The organism is Rhizobium sp. R634 (genome assembly GCF_002211305.1).
Classification (GTDB): Bacteria; Pseudomonadota; Alphaproteobacteria; order Rhizobiales; family Rhizobiaceae; genus Rhizobium.
Map to the genome: position 1 here is coordinate 1 of NZ_LOKW01000023.1, position 24166 is coordinate 24166.

Genomic DNA, 24166 nt, shown 5'->3' on the forward strand with positions numbered 1-24166 from the left:
TCCTTGAAGAGATCCACAATCTGGGTCGCAGCCTCAAACGCCTGATTGGCGGTGTCGGCCACCCCAGTCAGGAAAAAGTCCAACCAAGCCTCCCAGTTGCCATGTTCGCGAACCTCTTGCAGTAGCCGATAATATTCCCTCCGATGGGATTTCAGGTAAAGACTGAGGTAGAGCAATGGCTTGCGTAGAACGCCGTTCATGCAGAGGTATAGGGTCACTAGCAAGAGTAAGGGGCTGCGGCGTGCCAGTCAGCCAATTGAGCTTCGGCCTTCTCATCTTCCCCGGCGTTTGGGACTGGTATCTGCAGTGGCGCGAACAGCGCCGTGGCTTCTACACCAAGTGGGAAGAGGACATGCTCACTGCCAGTCTCGTTCGAGCACTACAATCGCTCTCACCCTCACAAAGCCCTCGGCTACCGCTCGCCAAAAGAATTCCTGGCCGACAAGACGCGCCAGCCCTCGTTCATGGGATCAATTTGATGACAGTAACTGTGATATTGGGTCCGGAATACGACAAGACTCTACGAACAACGGTCATGGATGTTATGGGGCAGCTTGGTGCTTCAGTCGAAAGCCGGATTTGGTCCGTTGCGGGTTCGCAGGAAATTGAGACCGTTCAGGCGCGATTGGCCGGACAACAAATCATTATAGAGGCAGAAAGCTATATTGGCCTTTCCATTACTGGCGATGAGGACATGATCAATGAAATCTCCGAGCGAGTGAGGCAGGCCAATCAAACTACCCCAACCTGATCCTGTCCGGTATTTTGGGGGCAACGACAGACCTCGGCGTCAGCCATCGATCGATAACACCCCGGTTTCCCCGGTCGGATCCCCGTGCACTTGCCGCGGATCTTCACGCCGCTCACAACCTTGCGCATTGCACAGATACTGACTGATGCACAGCGACGGTGACGCGCCGGTCGCAGCCGGCTCGACGAGCGGCAACACGACTTGATGGGGTTTTTCTCCCACCTGGAGAGAGTCGCACCCGGTCCAATAGCCCACAAAGCGGTGCGCTGCATCTACAGGTTTGCCACCATGAAACGGCACCAGCACGACACTTGACCACCGCTGATGCACACCACTTTTGCCGATACCGCTGTGCGCGAATTCCAGGCATGTGCCCCATCGCTGCCCGCCTGTATCGATCTTGTAAGCGGCGATTGGTGTCCAATCCATCTCGGGCAGCACCCATCGAACTGTCGGCTTGTGCTCGATCAGCAGAAGCGGCTTGCCGTCGTGCTCGAAGAAACCCTTATCACGTTGGATCCGCAGTTGCTCGACCTCGATCATGCAACCTGCCGGCCCACAGCCGCTCTCGATGTGGATTTCGGTCGACGTAGCGGCGGTCGCGGAACTACTCAAAATATTCCGCAGCTCCGTGGCATTTGTCGCGGCAGTCGGCGGATGGGTGGTGGAACCGACCAAAAGTACTGTCGCAAACAGCAGATGGCGCATGTGTGATTATTGCTCGTCGTTGTTCCGCAGTGGATCGGGAGAAGTCGGGCCGCTATCCGCAATTCATATCCATAGGCAGGGAAGTTTCAATCGCTAAGCGAAAATCCTTGACTGGGTCTGCGACAGTCACAGTCACGGGACGGTGGCGACCATTGTGTTGACTCGTTTCGCCTGAACGCTACAAACCCTGCGATTGATGTGGACGAGTCTCGGGCAGTTCTGCCCTTTTGGATGGCCGTCTTTTTGCCCGCAGTGATACCTTCCAAGAGGACAAACAGGCATGCAATCGAACAGGATCTACTTCGAAGGTAATCCTTGGCCAGAGGGACATTCAATCGTAGAGTTTTTGTGGTCAGCAAAAGAGATCGACGGAGATGTATGGTTCGACATTCATCTCGAGTCAGCAAATTACAATTCAGAGCGCGATATAAAGGATAAGGAAAGCTCGAACTACACCAGCGACTGGGACGCGCCATACTCTTGGGAAAACTATCAATCCTGCATACTATCGTCGGACGACTGGCACATTGGCGGCTTTAGGATCTGCTCCAAGCATGAATATACACCGGAGTTTCTGGATGGCCTCGAATTGCTGATAGACCCCCACCCGGAAACGATAACAGACCGGAATGATTTCGCGTTTCAGATATACCTGCTCGGCCATGATACGGTTGCCAAACACAAAATCAGGTTCGACCGGATCAGCAATTCCAGCCGCTTCAAGATCACCTGGTCCGGCAAGATTGCGCGAACCTACGTTGGAGACCACGAATTCAAGCACAATTTTTCGGTCATGGTGATGTCGGCGGATTTTCCTCAGCTGCCCGAAACTCCATGATATCCGCCCACAAAACGAATTTGGGTGTTCTCGCGTTGCTCGTCGGCAGTTTTGGATCAACTTCGGCAAAATCCGGAAGGCCCGCCTGGGCGTGATATCGATCGAACTCAAACTATCCGCTTGTTGGAGGCCACGCCTGCTCCGTGCGCCGAGGTTTCGTTCGGTCCAATTTCAGTGGCGCCGTCGCACGCGGACCTTGAGACTCTCGCCAATTCGTCCCGGGGCCAATCACAGACTCCATTCATTAAAAATCGGGCTTTCAATCTTTCATTGGGAACGACACGAGAACGGTTTTTACAGTCAACTCGTCGTTGTAATCGACCTTCACCTGCCGACTATCCTTCATCCAAATATCCCAATACACATCGCCATCCTCCTCCTCGGTTTCCTGAGGTTCACCGAAGGCGGCGAGCGCCTCCTCCCGACTGCCAACGGGACCGGAAGAGAGTGGAATGGATCCCAGATACGCGGATACCGTCGCCGAGCCGTTAGGATAGTAGAAGACGCCACTCATTGCATAAGGGCCGGATCCAAGCGGGTCTCGATAGTTGCGGGAGAAGAACTCCTTCGGCGTGAATGCGAGCGCGACACCGAGGTCAATGAGCTGAACGAAATCCGTCGTCAACTCCTTGAGCTTCTTCGGAGAGAGGGTATCGATCGATCCACCATTGGCCTTGATCGCCTCGATCACGTCGTTGTCGGTATTGGTCATTCCGACCAGCGTAAACAGTCGATCTGCATTCATGCTTTCACTTGCCCTCTGAATTGTTCCGGATCATCTTCTTGAGCCACTTGTCCCAATCGTCGTTGCTCATTATGGACAGCGTCTTCGCGGCGTCCCTGTACCGATTCTCATAGGAATCGTCGCAAGTAAGCATTGGAGCTGCTGCATGGCAATCTACAAGGGCGCGCTGGCATTGCTGGGAAAGTCGGAAACCGACGCAGCGCTCGTGGACTACTTGAAGTCGCTGGGTGCGACGCTCCCGCTCAAGCGGCCGCCACGCGGCGAGAAGGAAACGAACGTTGAGGTCCCCGGTCAACAGATTGAACTGCTCTTTACTCTCGGAAGCGAATTGCCGAACGGGAAGCGCTTTGCGGAAGGGGAGTTGGTTCTGCGTACATTCTTCGTTCTTCCGGAGGAAGCAGGAAGACCGATCGATGGAACGCCTTTCGATCTCGATATGACCATGACCCGGGAGCAGGCGCGAGCAAAGTTCGGGGAGCCGGAATGGAGCAGCGGTGGTAGTTTGAAAAACGATCGCTGGGTGCTTGGAGACAAGCGGATGCTTCTGAGCTTCACCTCGGACGAACGGCGCATCCGGCAAGTGTCGGTGTCGCAATTGTTCGAGTGAGCGGGTGTCTTTGCTCCGTATCGAGAGAAAAGCCCGACTATCTCGTCCCGTATTCGGCCAAGGCCGGGTGAATGGCTGGAATTAAAGCGCGAAGCTGCCATAGGCATGCACGTATTCGCCTTGAACCAATTCGAACCATCGACCGGTCCACCCCAAAATCGTGGAAAGACAACAACTTCACCGGCGGCCGTTATGCATAAGCCACTGAGGCGCCACCGAAATCCCGATGTGTCTTGCGGCGCTCAGGCGGCGACCGGACGCCGCACACTAACCGTACGACTCAACCAACAGCGCTGAGTGGCTTCACGCGGCGTTTCGCTAACACATGAGAAGCGTGCTCCAAATCCCCAGAAGCAAATTTAACCGTGCAACACTCGGCGCCTGCCTTCCACCGGAACACGAATTCGTGCACTCAGGTTGCAAAGAGGAGCGACACCATGAGCACTGAGGAGCCAGAAAAGTCCAAATCGGAAACGCCGAGCAGCCGGATCTACGATCTATTCAGAGTGCTCGTTTCCTCTGTGCTCATCAGCCTGCTTTTGGCAGGTATCAGCACATCGGCGGTGAGACTCTGGGAGCGGCTTTATCCGGAGAAAGTTGTCAAGGTCTGGCAGGTGTCCGAAGGCGACTACCAACGCATCTCAATTGCCCTGAATAACTCGGATACCAATCTTGTGCGCCTCAAAGAGTTGGTTGCCAACAATCCGGAAGCGTTAAAGCTGGCAACGACCATGCAAGAGGAGCTTCAGGCTGCACATACGTCGCTCGCGAATTCGCCATTCATCGAGCAGCGCGATACTATAAGCGTCTCGTGGAATCTCATCTCCTCAGCCTACGCCAAAAGCGTGACGGGCGACACTGGCGGTCAATCCGACAACACGATTATCTACATTCTCTTAGCTTTGGTCGCCTTCGTGCTCGTTGCCTTCACCGGCATCTATGCCTTCTGCAAGGATAAGTCGCAGCGCGCATTCATCGAGAAGACCATCACGACCATCGTTGGATTCGCGCTTGGGATGATAACCGGCTCAACTACCGCGCGGTTCAAGTAGTCGGTGGCTCAGGAGCTGCGGGCGCGACCGGCGTGGGCTTCGGGAGCGAACGGAAATATGCGGTGCGCCGCTTTTTCTTGTGACCTGTGCGCCACGTCTTCGACTCCACGATATCGCAGTAGGTCTTGAACCCTTCCTCGCTTGCAGGAGAGCGTTCCTCAGCGAAGAACTCGTCGACGCGATCCTGCAAAACCTCGGTTTTGCCGTTGGTTAGACTGCAATTGAAAATATCGATTTGCGACGCAGGGGCGCGCGTCTTGTCGTCGTTGAGGGTGAAGCCAGCTTCGGCGACGGCGGCAACAAGCCCATCGAACGCCATCTTGAGCTCGGCCTCATCGTTGCCCGAGAGACATATATCGTCCATATACACGGAGACAGTAACGGACGCGGGAAGCGCACGAAGATAGACGCCTATTGGGGACTTCGCGAGAACGAGCGTCGCCAGGATAGGCGATTGGACGAACCCATAGGGGAGCACATACCCTGCCCCGTAAGGATTTTTGACTGTTGACCACTTCGCATAATATTCCGGGCGCTGGACGTGGATGTCCTTCAACACGCGCTTAACGCGATTGCGCTGGATGCTGTAGAAAAATTTCGAGATGTCGATGCGGCAGAAAAGCTGGTTGTTTCGATGCCGATGCAGCGCGAGAACGTGCGACCCGTCCTTGAAATGGTAAACAAAGCTGTCGAATTTGTGCGCCTTGTTCACCTTGCGCTTGAGTTCAGCGCCAAGTTTTTCCCCGAACGGATTAGGCGCATAAATGGGCTTGCCGTTCTTGTTGTAAGAATACAGGAAGTTTTCGAACGATAAGGGCATAGTTGACAACCTTGCTATAGATATCGAGCGCAACATTGATGATCTCCAAGGCGGAGTACAACATCGTCAAGACAGCTACAGCAAGGTCGAGATGCTTATGAAATTTCTTCATCGGCAAATCCTCCATTGCGAGATTTCAGCAAACTGCAACCCATGTTTAACCATGGAGTCGTCAACTGAGAGAACAATAGTATATTCCCGAAGCTCGTACATGAGGACAACCCGAAGGTCGAACTTTCCGTAGAGCCGTGAGCTACAGCCTATTGCTGAAATCGATGTGGATATACGGTTGCCTTCAAAGAGTTGCAAGGGGTACAACCTCTGAAGGAATAAGATTCTTACTGGGACTGGCGAGTGCCATTGCCACCGACCGCCGGACATGTTGCCCGATTAACCAGGTCTCGATCAATTCAAGTTTTGTGCGCCGGTTGACATGCTGCTTGACACATGGCTGCGGCCGCTATCATTCCTTTGTGCTCTTCGGCGCGGTTTTGACCGTCGCTTTCTTTCGAGTTGGAGCCCTCTTGCGCTTCTCGCCCGCGTTTGGACGCGCAACATCCAACACGATCACCGATATCTTACCTTCAGATTCCGATGGTAGGTCGTCGACAAGCATGGCCTGCAGTTCTTCGGCGGTGGCAGGAGCTTCTTTCCGGTCGCGTCTTGCTGGCACTCTGTATTCAGAGCCGAACCAGAAAACTAGATAAATGCCGTAGCCGAAAGCGCCCTCGTCCGCAGCGTAACCCGTCAACTGCTCGATGGGCGCACTCCACAGCTCTGAATTGTAGTGCCGTTTGGCTTCAATTGGAAGGTTTTTGCCTGCATGCGTTAGGAGCAAAACGTCGGCACGTGTACTTTCAGCCCGCCGAGCCTCTGGAAGAGATGCCGCAACACCGTAGCGCTCCAATCGAGACCTAAGAAGCTCAAGAAGTCGATCCCGATCCTCGTTTTCGATTTGAGGTTTGGTCGCAGCGCCCGTGTGGTCGGTATTCCAATAGCGCTTCCATGGCATTTCGCTGCCCGTCCGAAGGCTCGCCCTATATCGTTCGATTTCCTCCATGACGACTGCTGCAAGATCCGCTGGGTTCGCGGGTGGCCCGCCGCTAAGTGCAGCTTTCAATTGCGAAGCGGTCGGCGCAACGAACATGCTGTCTCGCAACATCGAGGCATGCTCCGCAGCTGCGTGACTCAACACCGGGCTCCAGCTTGGGTCGACGCCCGGAATGAGCGCCTTCAGGAGTTTTCCGGCATCCGCGCGACTTGACGCACTGAGGCGATTGATTGCCGCCCGAACAATGCGGCTTGAACTATCTGGATTGGCCCAGTCACGTTCTTCTGCAGGCTGATCCCCACCGAGCGCGGCTATGCGGAGATAGTCAAGCTGATCGAGATCAAGAGATAGCTGATTGTATTTTTCGACCAGGTCGCCATTCGGAGCAAGAAGCGCGGCACCAACCGCCTCGCGTGAATGGCCGATGGCGAATCTGACAGGGTCAAGCGCCAGATCGATGAAACTCCATAGCCCTGTCGCTTCCGCGTCGAGGGTGCCACCGAGCGCATTTGCGACAAGCTCCAAAATTTCATCTCGCGTCAAAAATTGAGCGGACGCGCTTAAGGCCTGTCTGAGCGCGGCCGGTGGCAGATTTGGTCGCTCCTTTAAGAGTGCTTTCAAGACCTCTGAGACCAATTCGTGCTCGTTCGATTGGGACAGGTAGTGGATAGCATCGAGGTCGGAATCGCCAGCATCGAGAGCAGCGTTCCAATAGTTCAGAATCTCGTGTTTCCCTACAGCGGCGTCGCGCGCGAGATGCCCCATCGCCCAATTCGCAAGCGACGGTTTCTCGTCTCCGCTGAAATAGTTCTGCCTCAGGGCTACAATTGCGGTCACGGGAGGGCATTCTGAGATTTCTTCGTCCCTTCCAGCCAAAATTGCCTGGTGAATGCCGGCGGCGACCACATACTCGTTATGGAAAGCCCTATTTTCCGCTTCGGCTTTTCCCAGATCGCTTGAGGTCAGTTTAATATCAGCGTGAATCGCAAATTGAACGAACCCTTCCGCGATCGCGGACTTGATCCGATTGTTAGTATATTTCTCAATCTTCGCGAGCGGATCTTCCTTCTTCCGGATGACTGCGTTTCGATAATGCTGAGAAGCCCACCGCAGGACCCCCAATTCGCTCTCGCGTCCCGCCGCAATTGCATTCATCTTGGGTGTCATGTCTGCAATGTTATGAGCTCGGGCTTCCTCATTATCCGCAAGCTCCTTCGCTTGACGCTTTGCCTCCTTTTCCTTCCAATCTCTATTTGGGTCGGTGCGCAGTGACGTTATGAAATCGCCAAAGCCGCCCTCTTTCTCCAGGGTTTCAACAATGCGCTTTTCCCAGATGGGCCAATGCGTTTCAGTCCGCACGGCGTATGCCGCGACCTCCAATAGCCGTCGGCGATATGGTCCTTCGGGGGTGCTCTCGGCAAGGTTGATCAGGTTTTCGATCAGCGTGTCCGACGGAAGCCTGCGCGCGATGGTGATGAAATGGTTTGTAGCCATCCACGCGCCTTCACCCTCTTCGCCGCTTTCCATCAAGACGGTAAAGAGGTCGAGTTCTCTTTGATTCGTGTCCCGACCAATCCAAGCGTTGATTGACTTCGACAGATCGTCGTCAATTCGCTCCCACTCATATTCGCGCGTATTCCGAATCCAGGACCAAAGTGTTCGCGCATCGATGTCGAGATTTGACGCGATTGCCGAGGATAACGTCTGCTGCAAGAAGTGCCGCACTTCGACCTTGTGACCACGGTGGTCGTCCGATTCACCGATCATCGGTTGATCAAACAGATCGCTGCGAGGCGATTTCATCAGTCCCATCATCAAGGAGAGCAAAGCCCCCGAGTCTTCGCTTTCCCCTGGGGGAACCGGGGGAAGTCGATCTAGGTCGGAAAGCAGCCCCCGAATCTCCTCCAGTTGGAGCTGCTCGGGCTTGATGCCGGAAAGCAGATTGGCTCGGAGCGAAACCTGATCGTAGTTGACCGGGGTAGCAGCGATCTCGCGGAATAGCTGACGTCTGGCCGCAGTTGGATCGGTCTGGCCCTTGATCCACGCCTCGGACGTGCGCAATCTCTGCCAATGTGGACGGGTCGGCGCGATTGAGATTTCGTGCAGCTTTACCTGCATGCCGACAAGAGGCAGACCATCCCCTAATGCCTCGAGTACGGTGAGCTTAAGGTGGCTCTGTGCGTCACTATCGAGAATGGCTATGAACTCGTCGACAAGATCGTCTGACGCCAGACCGCCAAGCACGGTGGCACCATCCCGCGATGACAGAAAATATGGATCGTCGCGATCCAGATTGTTTAGAATAGCCTTCCGACCGGCCGCTTTGAAGGCAGCCGCATCGCCGTAGGCTAAAACGGTTGCCGCATCTCTCTCAATCAACCGGATCGCTCCGGTTTCATCGCCCTTCTGTGACAGGCCTGCGGCAAACCAAGCGTACAATCCCCTTAGCTCACTCGGCGCCTTTCGATCGTTGCCTGTGATGAGCGCGGCAGCACGACCAAGAGGAAATGGAAGGCTGCCTGAGGAACCAGAAACCGCCCCAGCAAGATAACGGCCGGCAAGAAATTCGGCGACGGTTCTGTGGGAGGGTTCGAAACTTTGCCCTTCACCACGAAAAATGGCCGTATCCAATGCGAACGCCGCGCGGGCTCTATCGACTCCGATTGCATCGACGGTGACATAGCCTTCGGCTTGCACTCCAGTGGCAAGCGCGTTTGAACGCCAGATCCTGCGGGCGCCGGTCGCCAAAAGGTAAAAGCACAGTCGCTCGGCGTCAGCGATGATCTCCTCGACGCCTGGGCGGGGATCTAGGACGCGCTGAGGATCGTGTTCGTGCGCGAGAGCATCGATGGCTCGCTCGAACAGCTCAAACCTCGTTGCTGGCCAGACACCATCCCTGCGCACAACAGAATGAAGAAGGCTGAGGCTAAGAGGATTTTCGAGGGATGCTATTGCTCCCCTGCCGCGCGTGTCGGCTATGAATTTTTCGGGGTCAGGCTCTCCCAATCCGGCAAGGACAGCTTCCGCCTCTTCGTCGTCCAGAGGAAGAAGATGAGCGACAATGATTGGCTGGTTGTTCGCCGCCCGTCGCATTTGCTGGAGATCACCTGCGGCCCTCCAGTCCTCGGCCCGGCAGGTAAGCCGCCAACGCCCGACTGTACTGTTGGAAATCGCCGTGGCGAGCTGAAGTAACTTGTCCTTGCCGCCATCTCCCGCTCGATACTCATCGAGAGCATCGAGATACGCCGTCTGCGAACTGCTAAGAGCGACGCCGTTCATGACCTCTCGGCATGTTACGACCTCGCCGCCTTCCTGCATTGCTTCATGCTGAAGTGCTGTCGATTTTCCGACCCCGGGCTCCCCAAGCAAGACCACATATGGTCTGTCTCGTAATTCGCTAAGATGAAATTCAACGGTTTCGCTCTCGAGGCGAATGTTAACCCGTCGGTCGAGTGGCACAATGGTCATGACATCAAAGGTAGAGTTGATCGTTGCCCGCAATCAATTCCTAGATGAGATGCTCAACAATTTTATTGCGCGAGGCAGTGCCGCAGGCCTCAAGGATCAGGTCGGGATAATCGAGTGCAGCTCGGCTCGCTGCTGGCGTCAATTGAGTAGATCGACCTTGCGGCGCGCTACCGTTGGGTCAGTCGCGGACACCGGAGATCGCAGGCAATCGGCGCTCCTTCTCGCTCAGCCAACGTCGCTTGCGCCGCATACCGCCTCCGCGGACTTTGCGGCACATTTGCTACATTTGCGGGCGATGGCCACGGAAGCCATCTCGAATCGGAAGACGTTTCGACGGCGGCACTCAGACTAGCGCGGCAAAAATAGCACCCGATTTAAGGTCGGACCTCGCGATATTGTCACGCTTTCGACCTTCTGCTCTGTTCACAACTTTTTGCTGCAATCTCTTCATTCGTACTTGGCAGCAAACGATTTGCAGTGTGCAACTACAGCGTAAAATTATTCCCGACACGGGGCGGCGATGATCTCAGAAGACAAATACATTGAAATGCTGGCCGCGGCGCTACAGCGCGCGACCATTCCCGACGCCGATGTTCAGTGGAACGTCAAAGTTGGAACTCGGCAGTTCGACGTACTGGCGACCATCGCCGCTGGAATGCATAAGATTCTAATTGGATATGAAGTCAAAAACAAAACGCGGCCGGTCGCGGTCGACGCGATCGATGCCTTCGTGACGAAAACCAGGGACGCTGGTGTAAACAAGGCGGTGTTCGTCAGTCGATCCGGTTTTCAAAGTGGCGCTATAACTGTGGCGGCCAAACATAATATCGATCTGTTCCAGATCGACCTCTTGCCTGACGGGCTTCCGGGCGTTTCGAAGACCTAGGCTCATTTTGTGATAAGTCGCGGTGCAGCTCGCCCATTCGAAGGTTTGAAAGTATCCGTCGTCGACGAAAGCTACAGAACGAATGCGGTAGAGACTGTCCACATCATCTATGAAGATGGACGAGTGATCACTTTGCCCGACGAGCCATCGCAGATGAACTATCTGATCACGAAGAGCAAATTCAGATCAGGGCTATCGCTGAAAGATGTCATCGATCCTGTTGTCGATGAACTCGTCCCGCTTGGAACAGTCATCGATCGATCCATCTCTGTTCGTGATCATCTTATCCCCCCCGACGAGTATTTTCTAAATTCCGGCAAGACGATGGAAATCAAACTCGTCATACGAGGGATCCAAGCAATGCTCTTGTCATCGAATGCCACCGTGGAACTGACGACCGCTAAGTCGAAGGTCCGATACTCTAATCTTACGACAGGTGAGAATATCGAGGTCCCGGCTCATCAGTTGCCTGTGGGCGGTGACAGCTTTCGTGTCGGCGCCTTCTATTTCACTTATGAACCGTTGATATATTATTACTGCGACCGGATCGACGGCGACATTGCCCAATTCTATCTTGTCGAGAGTTTCCAGTCCGGAGAACTCGTACAGGCCCTCTTCAAGCTATCGACGAACTATAGCCGCTTTTACATCGAGCTGACGGATCGAGACATCATCACGCGACTCGAAGCGCGCCTAAGGAAGCTGAAGCAATGAGGGTGGGAAGCATATCCCCTGCAACTGCGCCCTGTTCAATCGGCGCGCTCGCCGCTCCATTTCCGCAAGCACCATGGGGCATGTAGTCGATGTATCCCAATGAAACTTCAGCCCCTCTGCCAAATATCGATTCCTTGAGGAAGGCCACCGCCCATGGTGTACTCGGCTTTTTTCGCCGAGCCGAGGTCATCGAAATCCTAGCCTTCAAAAAGGGCAATGCTCAGCCTATCAACGTCTTCACCTTGGTTGCCATCGATGAAGAGGAACCAACGAAGACGAACACGAGCCCACAGTTTCTCAATGAAAAGCGACTGTCGCTTCCCGGCCTCAGTGGTATTACGTTCGGGGTATGCCGCTATGAGCGAACGATAGAGCATCTCCTTCAGGCCATAGAGCGCCTCACGCGCGACCACATCTGGGACTTGTCGGGCAAGGCGGTGCTTCAGGAGGCCTCGACAGCCCAGCCGCCGATTTTTGTGTCGCCGAATTCGTTCCAAGAGATTCCCATCAATTCAATCCTGAAGAACAATTTCTGGAACGGGAGCCACGTCTTCGAATGGGCGGATGCAGAGAAACGCCTGATCTCTCATTTGCTGACCGAACCCCAACGCCTGCAGATGCTGTCGGAAGCGATCACGGAATATCTCCCTATACGGTTGGCGACTTTGTCGGACCGGATCGGGAATATTATCGTGCAGGTACCAGTGAATATTTTGATGACCCGTTTTTCCGGAGCTCAGCATGGTGACTTCGTTCTGGAAACAGGATGGCATCCCCGGGCGAAAGCGCGTCCTTTACGCACGACGATCGAACTTGAGTTCGACAACCTGATCACCGGCTACTGCTCCGCTGTCGTTTTGAACGAACGCACGGAGCTGTCGATGCCGCCAGGTTCCGGATCGCACCGCGCCACCCTTTGGGATGATGAGCACCAGTTGCTGCTCGCCGCAACGGGTCCAAGCGCCTTTGTTCGTAGCGTTCATTTGAACTTTCAGCCAATTGCTCCCGAGCCCCGTATCTTTTCGTTGCCTGATGGCAAAGGCGGCGACACGCCGCAGAGGGTGTCAATCCATACCTCTATCGAAAGCCTGGTGGGTGCGGTCGATTCCGATGAAAGAGGCGGCTGGACAGAGGGGCGAATTTATAAAAGCGAAACCGCGCGCCAGGCAAAGGAACGTCAGTTTGTGCAATATCTTCCCGAGCCAGGACGACAGCGAGAAGAGCATGATAGGGCTGTTGCCGACATCAGAAATCTGATTGTCAGATACGGAGAATCCGGAGCGTGGCTATGGGATCCGTACCTTAGTGCGCTCGACATCTTGGAGACACTTTTCTTTTCGCCCCATCATGGAGCTGACCTTAGAGGCTTGAGCGCTCGCAAAACCGCTTGCGAGGACGACTGTGTCGTAGTCGAAGACGATTATATGTCGCGGCAACAAGCGCAGTTTGGCTCTTTCGCAGGGAATTTATACGGATTGAAGCTCGAATTTCGCGCCAGAAGTGGACCAGCCGGGTGGAATTTCCACGATCGCTTCCTGATTTTTCCGCAAAAGAGAAAGGGCGCTCTGGCCTGGTCGCTCGGTACTTCGGTCAACAGCCTCGGCAAGGCGCATCACATCCTTCAGCGAGTCGACGATGGCCAGATCGTCATGGACGCCTTCGACGAGTTGTGGAGAGCGCTTAACGCTCCCGAACACCTTGTATGGAGAAGCACAGGTGCATAGTGGTCATTGATCAGATGTCTAAGGACGAGCTGGCGGACCTCCTTGCGAATCGTCGAGGGCGCGCGCCGACTGGGTTGTTGGCAGCACTCAGCGTCAAGGCGGATCCGCTGTCAGCTCTGGAGACCGTACGTTGGCAAGACGAGATCTGGCCCGCGGTTGTAGAGGACTTCGGGATACTCGCTGAGAGCCCTCCTCCTCGCATCTTCCATGGCGATGAGACAGCCAGACTGTGGGCCGAAAGCGTGTCGTGGTTGGTTGCGGGAATTGCCGCCTGGTCCAAGGCAGAAGATGAGCGACTTGTTATGCTATCGGCCCTCCTGATAACCGCCGACATTTGCGGCGGCCGACGAGGCCTTTGGGAGTTGCTGCCGGATGACTTCGCACCGTCTTCCGATTTTCTCGATATAATCGAGAGATATGTCGCGCAACGAAAAATAGTGTTTGAGCCCCGCGGAAGCGCCGTGGCGCCGATATGGGAGCGAGAGTTCGTCGACGCCTTTCAGCAAGCTGACAGCGAGGGCGACTGGCCGAGAGTAGCAACGATGTGGCCCTCAATTGAACAGGCAACTTATCGTCAGGGCGGGTTGGTGAGCCCTCTGGCCTTCCTAACGCGATATGGCTTTGAGCGACTGGTTCAGGCAGTCAATGCAATCGAGCAGGTTGCGGCAACAATGGAGGTTATTGATGCGTTACCGCCACGGCGGCGGCTGTCTCTAGCGCTTGCCAGCCCGTCGAGTCGTTTACGATTCTGCGTAACCATGCGTAGCGTACGGGCGGACGCACGACGTGATGCAACCGCTTATTCTTTGGACGAGCTGACAGAGCTTCTCGTGAAGGTAGCTGCCAGAGGCGATGAATGGCGTAAATGGATGAAGGCTTTCAACGCCTACCCGTCTCGTTACCCCCACCTCCATAAAGCTCTCGGGAAAGCGCTTGCGATGTCGTCGCCCGAGGCAATGTTGATCTATCTGGAATCGGTTTCCCTGCAGCCAAGCCCCCTTACGATGCGTGACGAAGGGCGGAGATGTGTCAGCGATTGTTTGCGTACCTTTGACGAATGTGCCTCCGAGTCCGATCGCGCATTAGCCTTGGCAAAGGCGTTTCAGCTTTGGAACGAATGGGGATTTGCATCACGGGATCCGTCTATTCATCTGACTGGCATCAACAGATCTGCCCTGGATTATGCCATCGTGCGGTATATCGAGGTTTGCATGGACGAAGAGCAACGCCAAGCAACCTTGTCAAATATCCGGCAAAACCTGTCGAAGGTGGATGTCCGATGGCATGCAAGCGATGTCGACTGCTACAGTGAGTGGAATCGTTTGTTGTCTCGATTCCAGCCCTATGCTCATGCAATCTCCCGGCAAGAAGGACGAGATGACGCCCTAGCCGAGAAAATATACTACCCGTTTGACCCAACACAATCACTGTATCACGTCATTCAGTTTCACATGACAGATCCCATTCGAAATCTCTGATTCGGATCAAGGTTGATGCTTGTCTCAGTTATAAGCCCGATCGGCCCAGGATATCCTCCCGCTTTCAGATAATCGATACCGTTTGTTCTGGCGCGTATATTTAGGATCGACCGTGAGGCCGGTCTCTTCAAGCTCAGGATTCGTCATCGACGCGGTGAAGATAATTTGACGGGAACCCTAAGCGTTCTTCGAAGGCCGAGAGCGGCGCACTCCGACCGTGAATTCATGAGGCCTTTGCCGCTGATAGGGTGCGATCAGACCTCATCGCCATTTGTATTCAGAAGCGGTTTTCTAAACTTCTCGGGGAAAATGACAATCCGGTCGGCGGCCTTGGGCCACAGAACCCGCGCACTTCCCCACTGACTTGCCGTCGACAGTTCCGGATATCCATCAGAGAATGGATGACCGTGCTCCTTTGCCGGCTCGAAATAGATATGAGGATGGCTTGTGATATCGTCGCCAAGCTCATCAATCTCGACGATCGAAGAAAAGGGAACGACACCCCACACCTCAAACCACGCCTTGTTCTTTTCAGGGAGCGAGTGCCAGAAGGCAAAGAGTTCGGCACGATCGTCACCGGCTGCATCCGTTCCGCGCCAAGGATCAGCGTGGGTGCCGAGGCGGGCATCATTTAAGGCGTTCGCCAAGTCCCAGTTTTTATCCTCGTCGCCGCGGTAAGCGAAATAACGTCGATGTAGACACTCCAGTCCTCGGAACGTCATCTTTGGCCGAGAATACACCCACCATGCATGGTCGTCGGAGCCGTCAGAGGCATAAGGATAGCTTTCGTCGGCAACATCCCGGAGAAGGATCTCGTACTTGTCCGTAATTGCCCGTTTGAGCTTGCGCTTAATCGTAGTTTGCGCGCGCAGGCGCGCTTGATCGGAGCGGCGTCGAATTGTCAGGGACAGGCCAAAATAGGCAAAAAGAAGATGATCGTTCTTTGGCTGAAAGAGTGCGTCCTCCAACTCCGCCTTTCCCCAAAGATAAAACTCACCAATGGAATTTTTGGCGCACCAGGATCGAAAAGCGTCTCGTGCCCGTTTCGAAAAATCTGAACAGGCGGCAAAGATCAGACCGTGTAACTGTGATCGTTCCACCGGAGGAATGGCGTCGAGATAGCTCAGGAGTTTGCCGGGACCGATCGCGCGCTCACGCTTGCATTGGACGAGCCAGATCCGATCGCCAGACTGTCGCAAGGCGATCTCTTCATCTTCATCGCTTGTCGCATCGGCGAGTGATCCGTCGGCAACTTCCCATCCCCTGGCATCGAAACCGTCGTCACCGCCAAGGCGTCCCGTGGGCTCCAGGGCGCGCCAAGCTCGGAAATCATAGAGCACCTGCCGCACCAGATCCTCGAAACGCTTAGGTTCGAGCGCCTCAAACTGCAGTGGATTGACCGTCCGTGTATACTTCGGTGAAACCATCGTGCTTAAACCTCAAAATATTGAGCGACGGCGATACCCGTCGCGTAGGGTGGCACCAATTCGGCGGATTCAATACAGACCATCGAGTCCAAATATTGGCTAAACTATCCCCCATGCCCGAAACCTCCCCCTCCCCGTCATCTCCCTGAGGCCGAGCTCCAGAACGATCCGCCGCGCCGCCTGCGGCGTCACATCCAGCGTTTTCGCCACCATCCCGGCCGACACCAGCGGCTTTGACATTACCAGCTCGACCAGCTCCGGCAGTTTTGAAGACGTCCGGCGTCCGTCCAGCTTTCGCTCAAACATTGTTCGCGCCAGCGCCAACCGGTCGTGCTCTTTCATGCCGAGTTCGGCGGCCGCCAACAATCCATGGGCGATGGCGAGCAGCCGGGTTTCGCGATCGCGATGCCGGCGCCGATCGACAGCAATAGTTTTCAGGCCGAGGTTGATGGCGGCGAGATGTGCGCCGCTGGTGATGCCGGCTTCTCGAAGGATCGAGGCGGCAAACAGCCGGCCGAGCCAAGGCGCGTGCTGCAGCACGGAGAGTTCGTTCCAAGCATCGAGGGCAACAATCGCCTGCAGCGCCGCCGGCAGATGTTCGGCCTGCCGCAGCACGCTGCGCCATTCGTCGAGCCGCCCATCCTCGTCCCAGTCGAGATCATAGATCATCGGGTCCTTCTCGGCTGCAGTGCGACCTCTGGCCCCGCCAGCCCGGGTTGCGTTCTCGATTGCGGCCGACGACCGGGCCAGCGTCGCATCGATGGCGGCATAGTCAATGTCGGGCAGATTTTCCTCGTCATCACCATCCCCCTCTCCTTGCGCGTCGATGGTGACCACGGGCGTGGTAACACCGGCCAGCGCCACAGCTTCGGCGCCGCCCGCGCCAGTGTCCGACGTTTGTCGCAAAGTCCGGATACCGTCGGCTGAAAGAGCCCAGTCGGGCGACTGCCCGGAAATCCGTCGGCGGGTTCGCAGCACGTCGCGGGCGATGGTGAGCTCGTGGGTTGGGGTGCGGGTATCGCGAAAGGCGTCGTGGAGGACGAGGTCTTCGAGATGGACGAGTTCGCCGTCGATCCACAGCGAGGCGCAGGCATCGGCGAAATGCATCCTCTCGATCCAGCCAGCGCCGACGGGCGAACGGGCGATGCGCTCGTCGAGACGCGTCAACTCGAGGCCGGCTCGAAAAGCCGGGTCCATCAAGGTACTCATTGGTAATTTCGCGAGATCGTAAGTCATTGAAATCATGGTAAACGATTTGCTAAACGAACTCTATCTTAAAGTTAGTATTCCATAGTTGGCATGACGGTGAGTCATTGACCTCACTTCCGATAAGTCATGCTTATCGGACGTTATTGCTATAACGCCGCAAATCAGTGAAAACGGGGTAAAGCGCAGTCGCTGACGCCATGCCTACAGCCGGATTTCCCCGCTTCAGGAGGACCAATGGACATTCTCGCTCCGAAATCAGCGCCGGACGCCATCGCCCGCCGGGCCGAAACGCTCGATACCATTGCCGCGGTGCTGCCGATCGACCGACGCGACAAGCTGGCGGAAATTCTCACCGACCAGGACGTCGAGACGCTGCGGCACCTGGTCAACGAAGGCATGGGCGACAATACGCTGCGGGCGCTCGCCTCCGACCTCGGCTACCTCGAGGCCTGGTGCCTGGCGGCGACCGGCAGCCCCCTCCCATGGCCGGCGCCCGAGGCGCTGCTGCTGAAATTCGTCGCCCATCACCTCTGGGATCCACGACGCCGCGAGACCGACCCGGAGCACAGCGTGACGGCCGAAGTCGAGCAGGCGTTGCGAGACGGCGGCTTTCTCCGTTCGATCGGGCCGCACGCGCCGGACACGGTGCGCCGACGGCTGGCCAACTGGTCGACGCTGACCAAGTGGCGTGGTCTCGACGGCGCCTTCGCCTCCCCTGCCCTTCGATCGGCGCTCCATCTCGCCGTCCGCGCCGTACCGCGGCAACGCCGCCGCAAGAGCGCCAAGGCGGTGACATCAGAGGTGCTGGCCAAACTGCTGGCGACCTGCAGGTCGGACAGCCTGCGCGATCTGCGCGACCGCGCCATGCTGATGGTCGCCTTTGCTTCCGGCGGCCGCCGGCGCAGCGAAGTCGCTGGCCTGCGGAAAGAACAGCTGACGGTCGAGGCGCCCGTTACCGGCGACGACGGCAGCCCCCTCCCCTCACTGTCGATCCATCTCGGCCGCACCAAAAATTCCGGCGCCGGCCAGGACGAGGTCGTCTATCTCACCGGCCGGCCGGTCGAGGCGTTGAGCGCCTGGCTGGCCGCCGCCAAGATCGACGGCGGCAGTGTGTTCCGGGGGATCGATCGCTGGGGCCATGTTTCTCGGCGGGCGCTCGATCCGAAGGCTGTCAACGACATCGTCAAGCAGCGGGTCAGGATGGCTGGGCTGGAGGTGGGGGAGTTTTCCGCGCACGGGCTGCGGTCAGGGTATCTGACAGAGGCGGCCAACCGTGGCATTCCCCTCTCCGAAGCGATGGAGCAATCTCGCCATCGCTCGGTCCAGCAGGCATCGAGCTACTATAACAATGCGACGCGTAGAAGCGGGCGAGCCAGTCGGATGCTGTAGCTGTGGCTCTCGGACATGCACCTGCCCTTCCGGCGAACACGGTAGGGCTATAGGGGCCATGCTTAGCGAACAACGGCTGGTTCAGATCTTTGAACCGTGTCGGGAGCGCTCCGCGATGCTAGACAGATCGACTTTCTTGCCCGCGACATCCGCGACGATCTTCAAAGTGCCTCCGAGGGATTCGACATAATCGCGGAGCGTCGACAGCTTCATGTCGGCGCGCTTCTCCAGTCTGGAAACATTGGTCTGCTTGAAACCTGTCGCAGCAGACACGTCTTCTTGTGTTCGTCCGGCAAGTGCCCGCAGTTCACGCAGATTATGAGCGGTCACGAGGTCCTCGGCGCGCTTTGCAATGGCGCGCTGTTCATCCTCAGGCAGCGTTTGTATCAGCTTGTCGAGATCATCCATGCTTCTTCTCCAACTCGCTCAAATGCTCGTCGTACCGTTTGTCCGCCAGATCGATCAGCCGTTTGTAGAAGAGTTTCTGGCTCACACCGCTCTTCGCACCTCCGCAGAGGACGACCGCCTTTCGCTCCGGATCGAAGGCAAAGGCGAACCGCCATTGTACCTTCAAGACCTTGACGCGAAGCTCTTTCATGTTCGCGTGTCTGGAGCCTTCGAGGGTGTCGACCTCAGGTCGTCCCAATCGAAATCCTTTCTCGCGAAGCAGCACCAGATGCGCGAGCAATTCGACCCGGACATCGGCTGGGAGGTCTGCGATCTCGCCTTTGAAGCGATCATGAAGCTCGACCTTCCATTGCGTCATTTCATATCCTGAACGATATAGATACTTTGGGATATATAATCCGTGTCTCTCCTCGACGCAATAGGGTTTGCTTCGTCGAAGAGACGCTCACAACATCATTTTTCTCACGCATTTCTTATCTGTACAAAACACATCAAATGGATCGCTGGAAAGCCGGATGGCAACGTCCTAAACCTATGAAGCGGCTCATTGGCTATGTTCGCGTCTCTACTGACGACCAGGCCCATGACGCCCAGATGAACGAACTCCGCGCCGCCGGCTGCGATCGGATTTTCCAGGAACACGGTTCCGGGGCATCGCGTGCTCGGCCGGTGTTGACGCGGCTGCTTAGAGAGCTCAGCGCGGGAGACGTCCTCGTCGTTGTCCGTCTCGACCGGGTGGCCCGATCTGTCAGCCACCTCCTGCAGGTGATCGAGGACCTTGAGGAACGCGGAGCTCGTCTCCGGCGAGGTTTCGAAGCTTTCCCTCCCTTCCCTGCAGGCCGTGATCGCTTTTCTTCGGAGGTACCGATTCGGTATCGTTTGGGATTGGTTATGTCATTTTCCTCGGCACGAATAAGATGGACCGGGATCATCGATAGATGTTGGGCCGTTTTTCGCACGACTTCGGGAAGACTGCTTTGAATCCAGAGAAAGATGTAATTGCCTGTCTTTCACCGGATGTGCGCGCGTATCATTGATTCCACAGGTGAGAACCGTCACTGTATTAACCACTTGTTAACCAAAAAACTCTTGCTCAGAGCACAGAATCGGCGCCTATTGCCATCGGCGGAAATCTTTTGATTTTTCGCTTCAAACCGCCACTGGCAAGAAATAGGTTACGAGATGGCGAATAACGCCGCAAAAACAGCACCCGAAATCGAGGGACTGACCGCTTTGATGGAGCGGCATGCTGAGGCCTTGTCGGGGCAATTGCAAGCGCATCATGTCAAGGTCTTTCCGCCATCTGCGGAGAAAGGCATCCGCGGGTTTGCGCCGTCGGAGGCCGCCAAGCTCCTGGGCGTTAAAGAATCCTATCTTCGCCAGATTGCCTCCGACATGCCTGAGTTGAACGTCAGTACGGGGGCGGGCGGCCGGCGCATATTTTCGATAGAGGATATTCATCAGATCCGAAAGCATATGGATCAGGTGGGCCGTGGCAACCGACGCTACCTGCCCCATCGGCGCGATGGCGAGCAGTTGCAAGTCATCTCTGTGATGAACTTTAAAGGCGGCTCCGGCAAGACCACCACGTCGGCGCATCTGGCCCAGTATCTCGCGATGCGTGGATATCGCGTGCTCGCGATCGATCTGGACCCTCAGGCCAGCCTATCCGCCCTATTCGGCAACCAGCCGGAAATTCACGTCGGTCCTAACGAAACGCTTTACGGCGCCATTCGCTATGATGAAGAGCAGCGCCCGATCGAGGAGGTGGTCCGGGGAACATACATACCCGATCTCCATCTCATTCCCGGCAATCTTGAGCTTATGGAGTTCGAGCACGACACACCGCGCGCGCTGATGAGCCGCAAGGAAGGCGATACGCTTTTCTACGGGCGGATCAGCCAGGTCATCGAGGATATCGCGGACAATTACGATGTCGTCGTCATCGACTGCCCTCCCCAGCTCGGCTACCTGACCCTTTCGGCCCTGACCGCAGCGACGTCGATCCTGGTGACTGTGCATCCGCAGATGCTCGACGTCATGTCGATGAACCAGTTTCTGGCGATGACGTCAAACCTGCTGCGGGAAATCGAAAATGCTGGCGCCAGGTTCAACTTCAACTGGATGCGGTATCTTATCACCCGCTTCGAGCCGAGCGATGGCCCACAAAACCAGATGGTAGGTTATCTCCGGTCAATCTTCGGCGAGAACGTGCTCAATTTTCCAATGCTGAAGACGACGGCTGTCTCGGATGCCGGGCTTACAAACCAGACGCTCTTCGAAGTCGAGCGTGGCCAATTCACGCGTTCGACCTACGATCGCGCCTTGGATGCGATGAATGCCGTCAATGACGAGATTGAATCTTTGATCAAAAAAGCGTGGGGTAGAACCACATGAGCCGAAAGGACATTTTGGGCGTTTCCGCTACCGTACCGGCTGCGCCCTCGCCGCGCGATCCGCAAGTGGCAAAGAGCCGAACCATGCCGCTTCTCGGTGTGGCTCGCAAGGACCGTGACCCGGCGACCAAGCTGACCGCTAATATCGGCAACGCTTTGCGCGAGCAGAACGATCGCGTGGAACGAGCCGAGGAAATCGAACGGCGTCTTGCCGAGGGACAGACTGTGATCGATCTCGATCCGAAGGTTATTGACCCTTCGTTTATGCAGGACCGGATGCCAGGCGACATTGATGGGCTGCTGGCGTCTATCAAGGAACAGGGCCAGCAGGTGCCGATCCTCGTGCGCCCTCACCCGCAAAAGTCCGGCCGCTATGAAGTTGCCTTCGGCCATCGACGCTTGCGCGCGCTGACGGAACTCGGTCTGGCGGTCAAGGCGGTCGTCCGCGATCTGACGGACGAGCAGCTGGTGGTTGCCCAAGGCCAGGAAAATAACGAACGGCAGGATCTTTCCTTTATCGAGAAGGCGCGCTTTGCCGCCCGCCTGAAGGAACGCTTCCCCCGGGACGTAATCATCTCATCGATGTCCGTCGACAAGGGCGATCTCTCCAAGATGTTGTCCATCATTGAGGCGCTTCCCACAGACTTGATCGATGCCATCGGCCCTGCCCCCGGTATCGGCCTCAGAAGCTGGCAGGAAATGGCCGAGCTGATCGAAAAAGCATCTCCGGCCGCCAACACCCTCGAACGTGTACGGTCCAGCGAATTTCAGGTGCTTCAGTCCGCCGACCGTTTCAAGGCGCTAATTGCGCACCTGAGGCCGCGCCGGTTGAAACGTGGACTTCCCGATGTCATGGCGAGCCCCGCTGGCGAGCGCCTAGCGCAGGTGAAGCAGAGCAAGGCGAAAGTGGAAATCATGATCGATCGGAAGGCGACGCCGGACTTTGCGGCCTTCGTGCTCGAGCAATTGCCGGCGCTTTATGAAGCGCACCGTGCGAAACAGAAACAGAAGAAGGAAGCGTAAGCCGCAAAAGAAAAGAGCCCCCTCAACGTTGCCGTCGCGGAAGCCCTTCTGTCTCTTTAGCACGAACAGAATCGCATTTCCTCGAATCCTCGTCAAGAGTCTTGGCACCGATTTGGTGAGCAAATTTCTTTTGCCTGCGGAAAGGTAAGAGACGATGCAAACGGGAAATGTGACGACGCCCTTTGGGCGGCGGCCGGTTTCGCTCGCCCTGGTCAGACGACAGCAAGCAGTTGCCGAGATCAAGGCGGGGAAGTCGGCGCAGAAGTGGAAAGTCTTTCGGGATGTTTCTGCAGCAATGGCCGCACTTGGCATTCAGTCGAACAGCCTGGCGGTGCTTGACGCTCTGTTGAGCTTCCATCCGGAAAATGAATTGCGCCAGGACGCGCCGCTTATCGTTTTCCCGTCGAACGCACAGTTGTCGTTGCGTGCCCATGGCATGGCGGGATCCACCCTCCGACGGCATCTTGCGGCGCTTGTTGAGGCCGGCCTGATCGGTCGAAAAGATAGCGCCAACGGCAAGCGTTATGTTCGCAGGGACCAGACCGGCGATATCGAGAACGCCTTCGGCTTCGATCTTTCGCCATTGCTGTCTCGCGCTGATGAGCTTGCGACACTGGCGCAGCAGATCGCGGCGGAGCGCGCCGCCTTCAAAAGGATGAAAGAGAATCTGACGATCTGCCGGCGCGACGTGCGCAAGCTGATTACGGCCGCCATGGAAGAGGGCGCGGCTGGCGACTGGCAGGCTATCGAGGGCATTTATGTAGGGCTGATTGCCCGGCTGCCACGCACACCGTCGCCCACCGATGTGAGCGTAGTTCTCGACGAAATGCAGATGCTGAAAGACGAAGTGCTCAACCGGCTGGAAAATCAAGAAAAAGCAGAAAATCCCGGCGGCAATGGCGCCCACAATGAGCGGCACATACAGAGTTCAAAACCCGAATCCCTTAATGAACTTGAACCTCGCTCTAGAAACGAGCAGGGGGCGAAATCGAGCAAAGCGAATGGAATTCAGCGAGAGCCGTTGAAGGCATTTCCACTCGGCCTCGTGTTGAAGGCCTGCCCGGAAATTGTCGACTATGGGGCTGGCGGCGCGATCGGGTCCTGGCGCGAGTTGATGTCCGCTGCGGTCGTCGTCCGGTCGATGCTGGGAATAAGCCCGTCGGCCTACCAGGAGGCCTGCGATATTATGGGGCCGGAAAATGCGGCGGTCGCTGTTGCCGGCATCCTGGAGCGCGTCAACATGATTAACTCGCCCGGTGGGTACCTTCGTGATTTGACGCGGCGAACCGAGCGTGGGGAGTTCTCACTGGGGCCCATGATCATGGCTTTGCTGAAAGCAAATGGTGCGGCGCAAGCGAAAGCGGGGTAGGGCGGCCGCGCCATTTTCGAGGTGAATTGCGTCGCCGCTTGCCTTTCAGAGCCCCGAAAGCGAGTTGGTCGCGACCAACTCTGCTAAACCTTTGTAGTCGTTG

The 24166-nt window shown here is 56.3% G+C and carries 20 protein-coding genes and 2 pseudogenes; 13 read left to right on the forward strand and 9 right to left on the reverse strand.

All coding sequences use genetic code 11. The features are described 5' to 3' along the window. A pseudogene (locus tag ATY77_RS33225) lies at positions 1–224 on the reverse strand (Fic family protein); the annotation flags it as partial. Positions 225–241: 17 nt separating this feature from the next. Between ATY77_RS33225 and ATY77_RS17995 the strand changes: the two are divergent. Continuing rightward, entirely contained in the window at positions 242–751 is a 510-nt protein-coding gene (locus ATY77_RS17995) for a hypothetical protein (RefSeq protein ID WP_190237672.1), read from the forward strand. 39 nt (positions 752–790) lie between these two features. Here the strand turns inward: ATY77_RS17995 and ATY77_RS18000 are convergent, their stop codons facing one another. After that, positions 791–1459 carry a hypothetical protein gene (locus ATY77_RS18000; protein WP_088688422.1) on the reverse strand — a complete coding sequence of 223 codons (669 nt, stop codon included), beginning with the start codon at positions 1457–1459 and terminating at the stop codon, positions 791–793. Between the two features lie 280 nt (positions 1460–1739). Between ATY77_RS18000 and ATY77_RS18005 the strand changes: the two genes are divergently transcribed. After that, a complete protein-coding gene (locus ATY77_RS18005; RefSeq protein ID WP_088688423.1) occupies positions 1740–2297 on the forward strand; it encodes a hypothetical protein in 558 nt (185 codons plus the stop codon). A gap of 259 nt (positions 2298–2556) precedes the next feature. Here ATY77_RS18005 and ATY77_RS18010 read toward each other — a convergent pair whose 3' ends face one another. Next, positions 2557–3009, reverse strand: a complete 453-nt coding sequence (locus tag ATY77_RS18010; protein WP_141103947.1) for a hypothetical protein — start codon at positions 3007–3009, stop codon at positions 2557–2559. A 178-nt stretch (positions 3010–3187) separates the two neighbouring features. On the opposite strand from ATY77_RS18010, the gene ATY77_RS18015 reads away from it, so the two are divergent. After that, on the forward strand, positions 3188–3649 hold the full coding sequence (locus ATY77_RS18015) for a hypothetical protein (protein ID WP_088688425.1): 462 nt from the start codon (positions 3188–3190) through the stop codon (positions 3647–3649). 437 nt (positions 3650–4086) lie between these two features. Next, entirely contained in the window at positions 4087–4701 is a 615-nt protein-coding gene (locus ATY77_RS18020; RefSeq protein ID WP_088688426.1) for a hypothetical protein, read from the forward strand. On the opposite strand, the gene ATY77_RS18025 is transcribed toward ATY77_RS18020, so the two are convergent. Continuing rightward, a complete protein-coding gene (locus ATY77_RS18025) occupies positions 4694–5557 on the reverse strand; it encodes a reverse transcriptase domain-containing protein (protein WP_245314358.1) in 864 nt (287 codons plus the stop codon). The two genes, ATY77_RS18020 and ATY77_RS18025, sit on opposite strands and share 8 nt — an antisense overlap. 427 nt (positions 5558–5984) lie before the next feature. Further along, positions 5985–10073, reverse strand: a complete 4089-nt coding sequence (locus ATY77_RS18030; RefSeq protein WP_141103948.1) for a hypothetical protein — start codon at positions 10071–10073, stop codon at positions 5985–5987. Between the two features lie 487 nt (positions 10074–10560). On the opposite strand from ATY77_RS18030, the gene ATY77_RS18040 reads away from it, so the two are divergent. From ATY77_RS18040 to ATY77_RS18055, 4 genes are all read left to right on the forward strand, one after another. Further along, on the forward strand, positions 10561–10926 hold the full coding sequence (locus ATY77_RS18040; RefSeq protein WP_088688430.1) for a restriction endonuclease: 366 nt from the start codon (positions 10561–10563) through the stop codon (positions 10924–10926). A gap of 153 nt (positions 10927–11079) precedes the next feature. Then, complete coding sequence (locus tag ATY77_RS18045) at positions 11080–11640, forward strand: hypothetical protein (RefSeq protein ID WP_141103949.1); 561 nt, start codon at positions 11080–11082, stop codon at positions 11638–11640. An 89-nt stretch (positions 11641–11729) separates the two neighbouring features. Further along, positions 11730–13364 (forward strand): VPA1262 family N-terminal domain-containing protein, encoded by a 1635-nt coding sequence (locus tag ATY77_RS18050; RefSeq protein ID WP_141103950.1) that lies wholly within the window; start codon positions 11730–11732, stop codon positions 13362–13364. Further along, on the forward strand, positions 13364–14842 hold the full coding sequence (locus tag ATY77_RS18055) for a hypothetical protein (RefSeq protein ID WP_141103951.1): 1479 nt from the start codon (positions 13364–13366) through the stop codon (positions 14840–14842). The genes ATY77_RS18050 and ATY77_RS18055 overlap by 1 nt, the downstream gene beginning before the upstream one ends. A gap of 254 nt (positions 14843–15096) precedes the next feature. Here the strand turns inward: ATY77_RS18055 and ATY77_RS18060 are convergent, their stop codons facing one another. Both ATY77_RS18060 and ATY77_RS18065 read right to left on the reverse strand, forming a co-directional pair. Next, positions 15097–16269, reverse strand: coding sequence for a hypothetical protein (locus tag ATY77_RS18060; protein ID WP_088688434.1), 1173 nt, complete (start codon positions 16267–16269; stop codon positions 15097–15099). 99 nt (positions 16270–16368) lie between these two features. Beyond that, on the reverse strand, positions 16369–17514 hold the full coding sequence (locus ATY77_RS18065) for an RHE_PE00001 family protein (RefSeq protein WP_190237657.1): 1146 nt from the start codon (positions 17512–17514) through the stop codon (positions 16369–16371). 198 nt (positions 17515–17712) lie between these two features. On the opposite strand from ATY77_RS18065, the gene ATY77_RS18070 reads away from it, so the two are divergent. Continuing rightward, positions 17713–18867: a site-specific integrase gene (locus ATY77_RS18070; protein WP_088688435.1), complete on the forward strand. Its 1155-nt coding sequence runs from the start codon at positions 17713–17715 to the stop codon at positions 18865–18867. An 81-nt stretch (positions 18868–18948) separates the two neighbouring features. On the opposite strand, the gene ATY77_RS18075 is transcribed toward ATY77_RS18070, so the two are convergent. Together ATY77_RS18075 and ATY77_RS18080 are read right to left on the reverse strand one after the other, a co-directional pair. After that, positions 18949–19275, reverse strand: coding sequence for a helix-turn-helix transcriptional regulator (locus ATY77_RS18075; RefSeq protein ID WP_088688436.1), 327 nt, complete (start codon positions 19273–19275; stop codon positions 18949–18951). Further along, positions 19268–19633 (reverse strand): type II toxin-antitoxin system RelE/ParE family toxin, encoded by a 366-nt coding sequence (locus ATY77_RS18080; protein WP_088688437.1) that lies wholly within the window; start codon positions 19631–19633, stop codon positions 19268–19270. The genes ATY77_RS18075 and ATY77_RS18080 overlap by 8 nt, the downstream gene beginning before the upstream one ends. 137 nt (positions 19634–19770) lie before the next feature. On the opposite strand from ATY77_RS18080, the pseudogene ATY77_RS18085 reads away from it, so the two are divergent. The 4 genes and pseudogenes from ATY77_RS18085 to repC all read left to right on the forward strand — a co-directional run. Next, positions 19771–20067, forward strand: a pseudogene (locus tag ATY77_RS18085) (recombinase family protein); the annotation flags it as partial. Positions 20068–20457: 390 nt separating this feature from the next. Further along, positions 20458–21672, forward strand: coding sequence for a plasmid partitioning protein RepA (gene repA, locus ATY77_RS18090; protein WP_088688438.1), 1215 nt, complete (start codon positions 20458–20460; stop codon positions 21670–21672). Next, a complete protein-coding gene (gene repB, locus ATY77_RS18095) occupies positions 21669–22694 on the forward strand; it encodes a plasmid partitioning protein RepB (protein ID WP_088688439.1) in 1026 nt (341 codons plus the stop codon). The genes repA and repB overlap by 4 nt, the downstream gene beginning before the upstream one ends. A 154-nt stretch (positions 22695–22848) precedes the next feature. Next, positions 22849–24063: a plasmid replication protein RepC gene (gene repC, locus ATY77_RS18100; RefSeq protein ID WP_088688440.1), complete on the forward strand. Its 1215-nt coding sequence runs from the start codon at positions 22849–22851 to the stop codon at positions 24061–24063. Positions 24064–24166 lie beyond the last annotated feature (103 nt).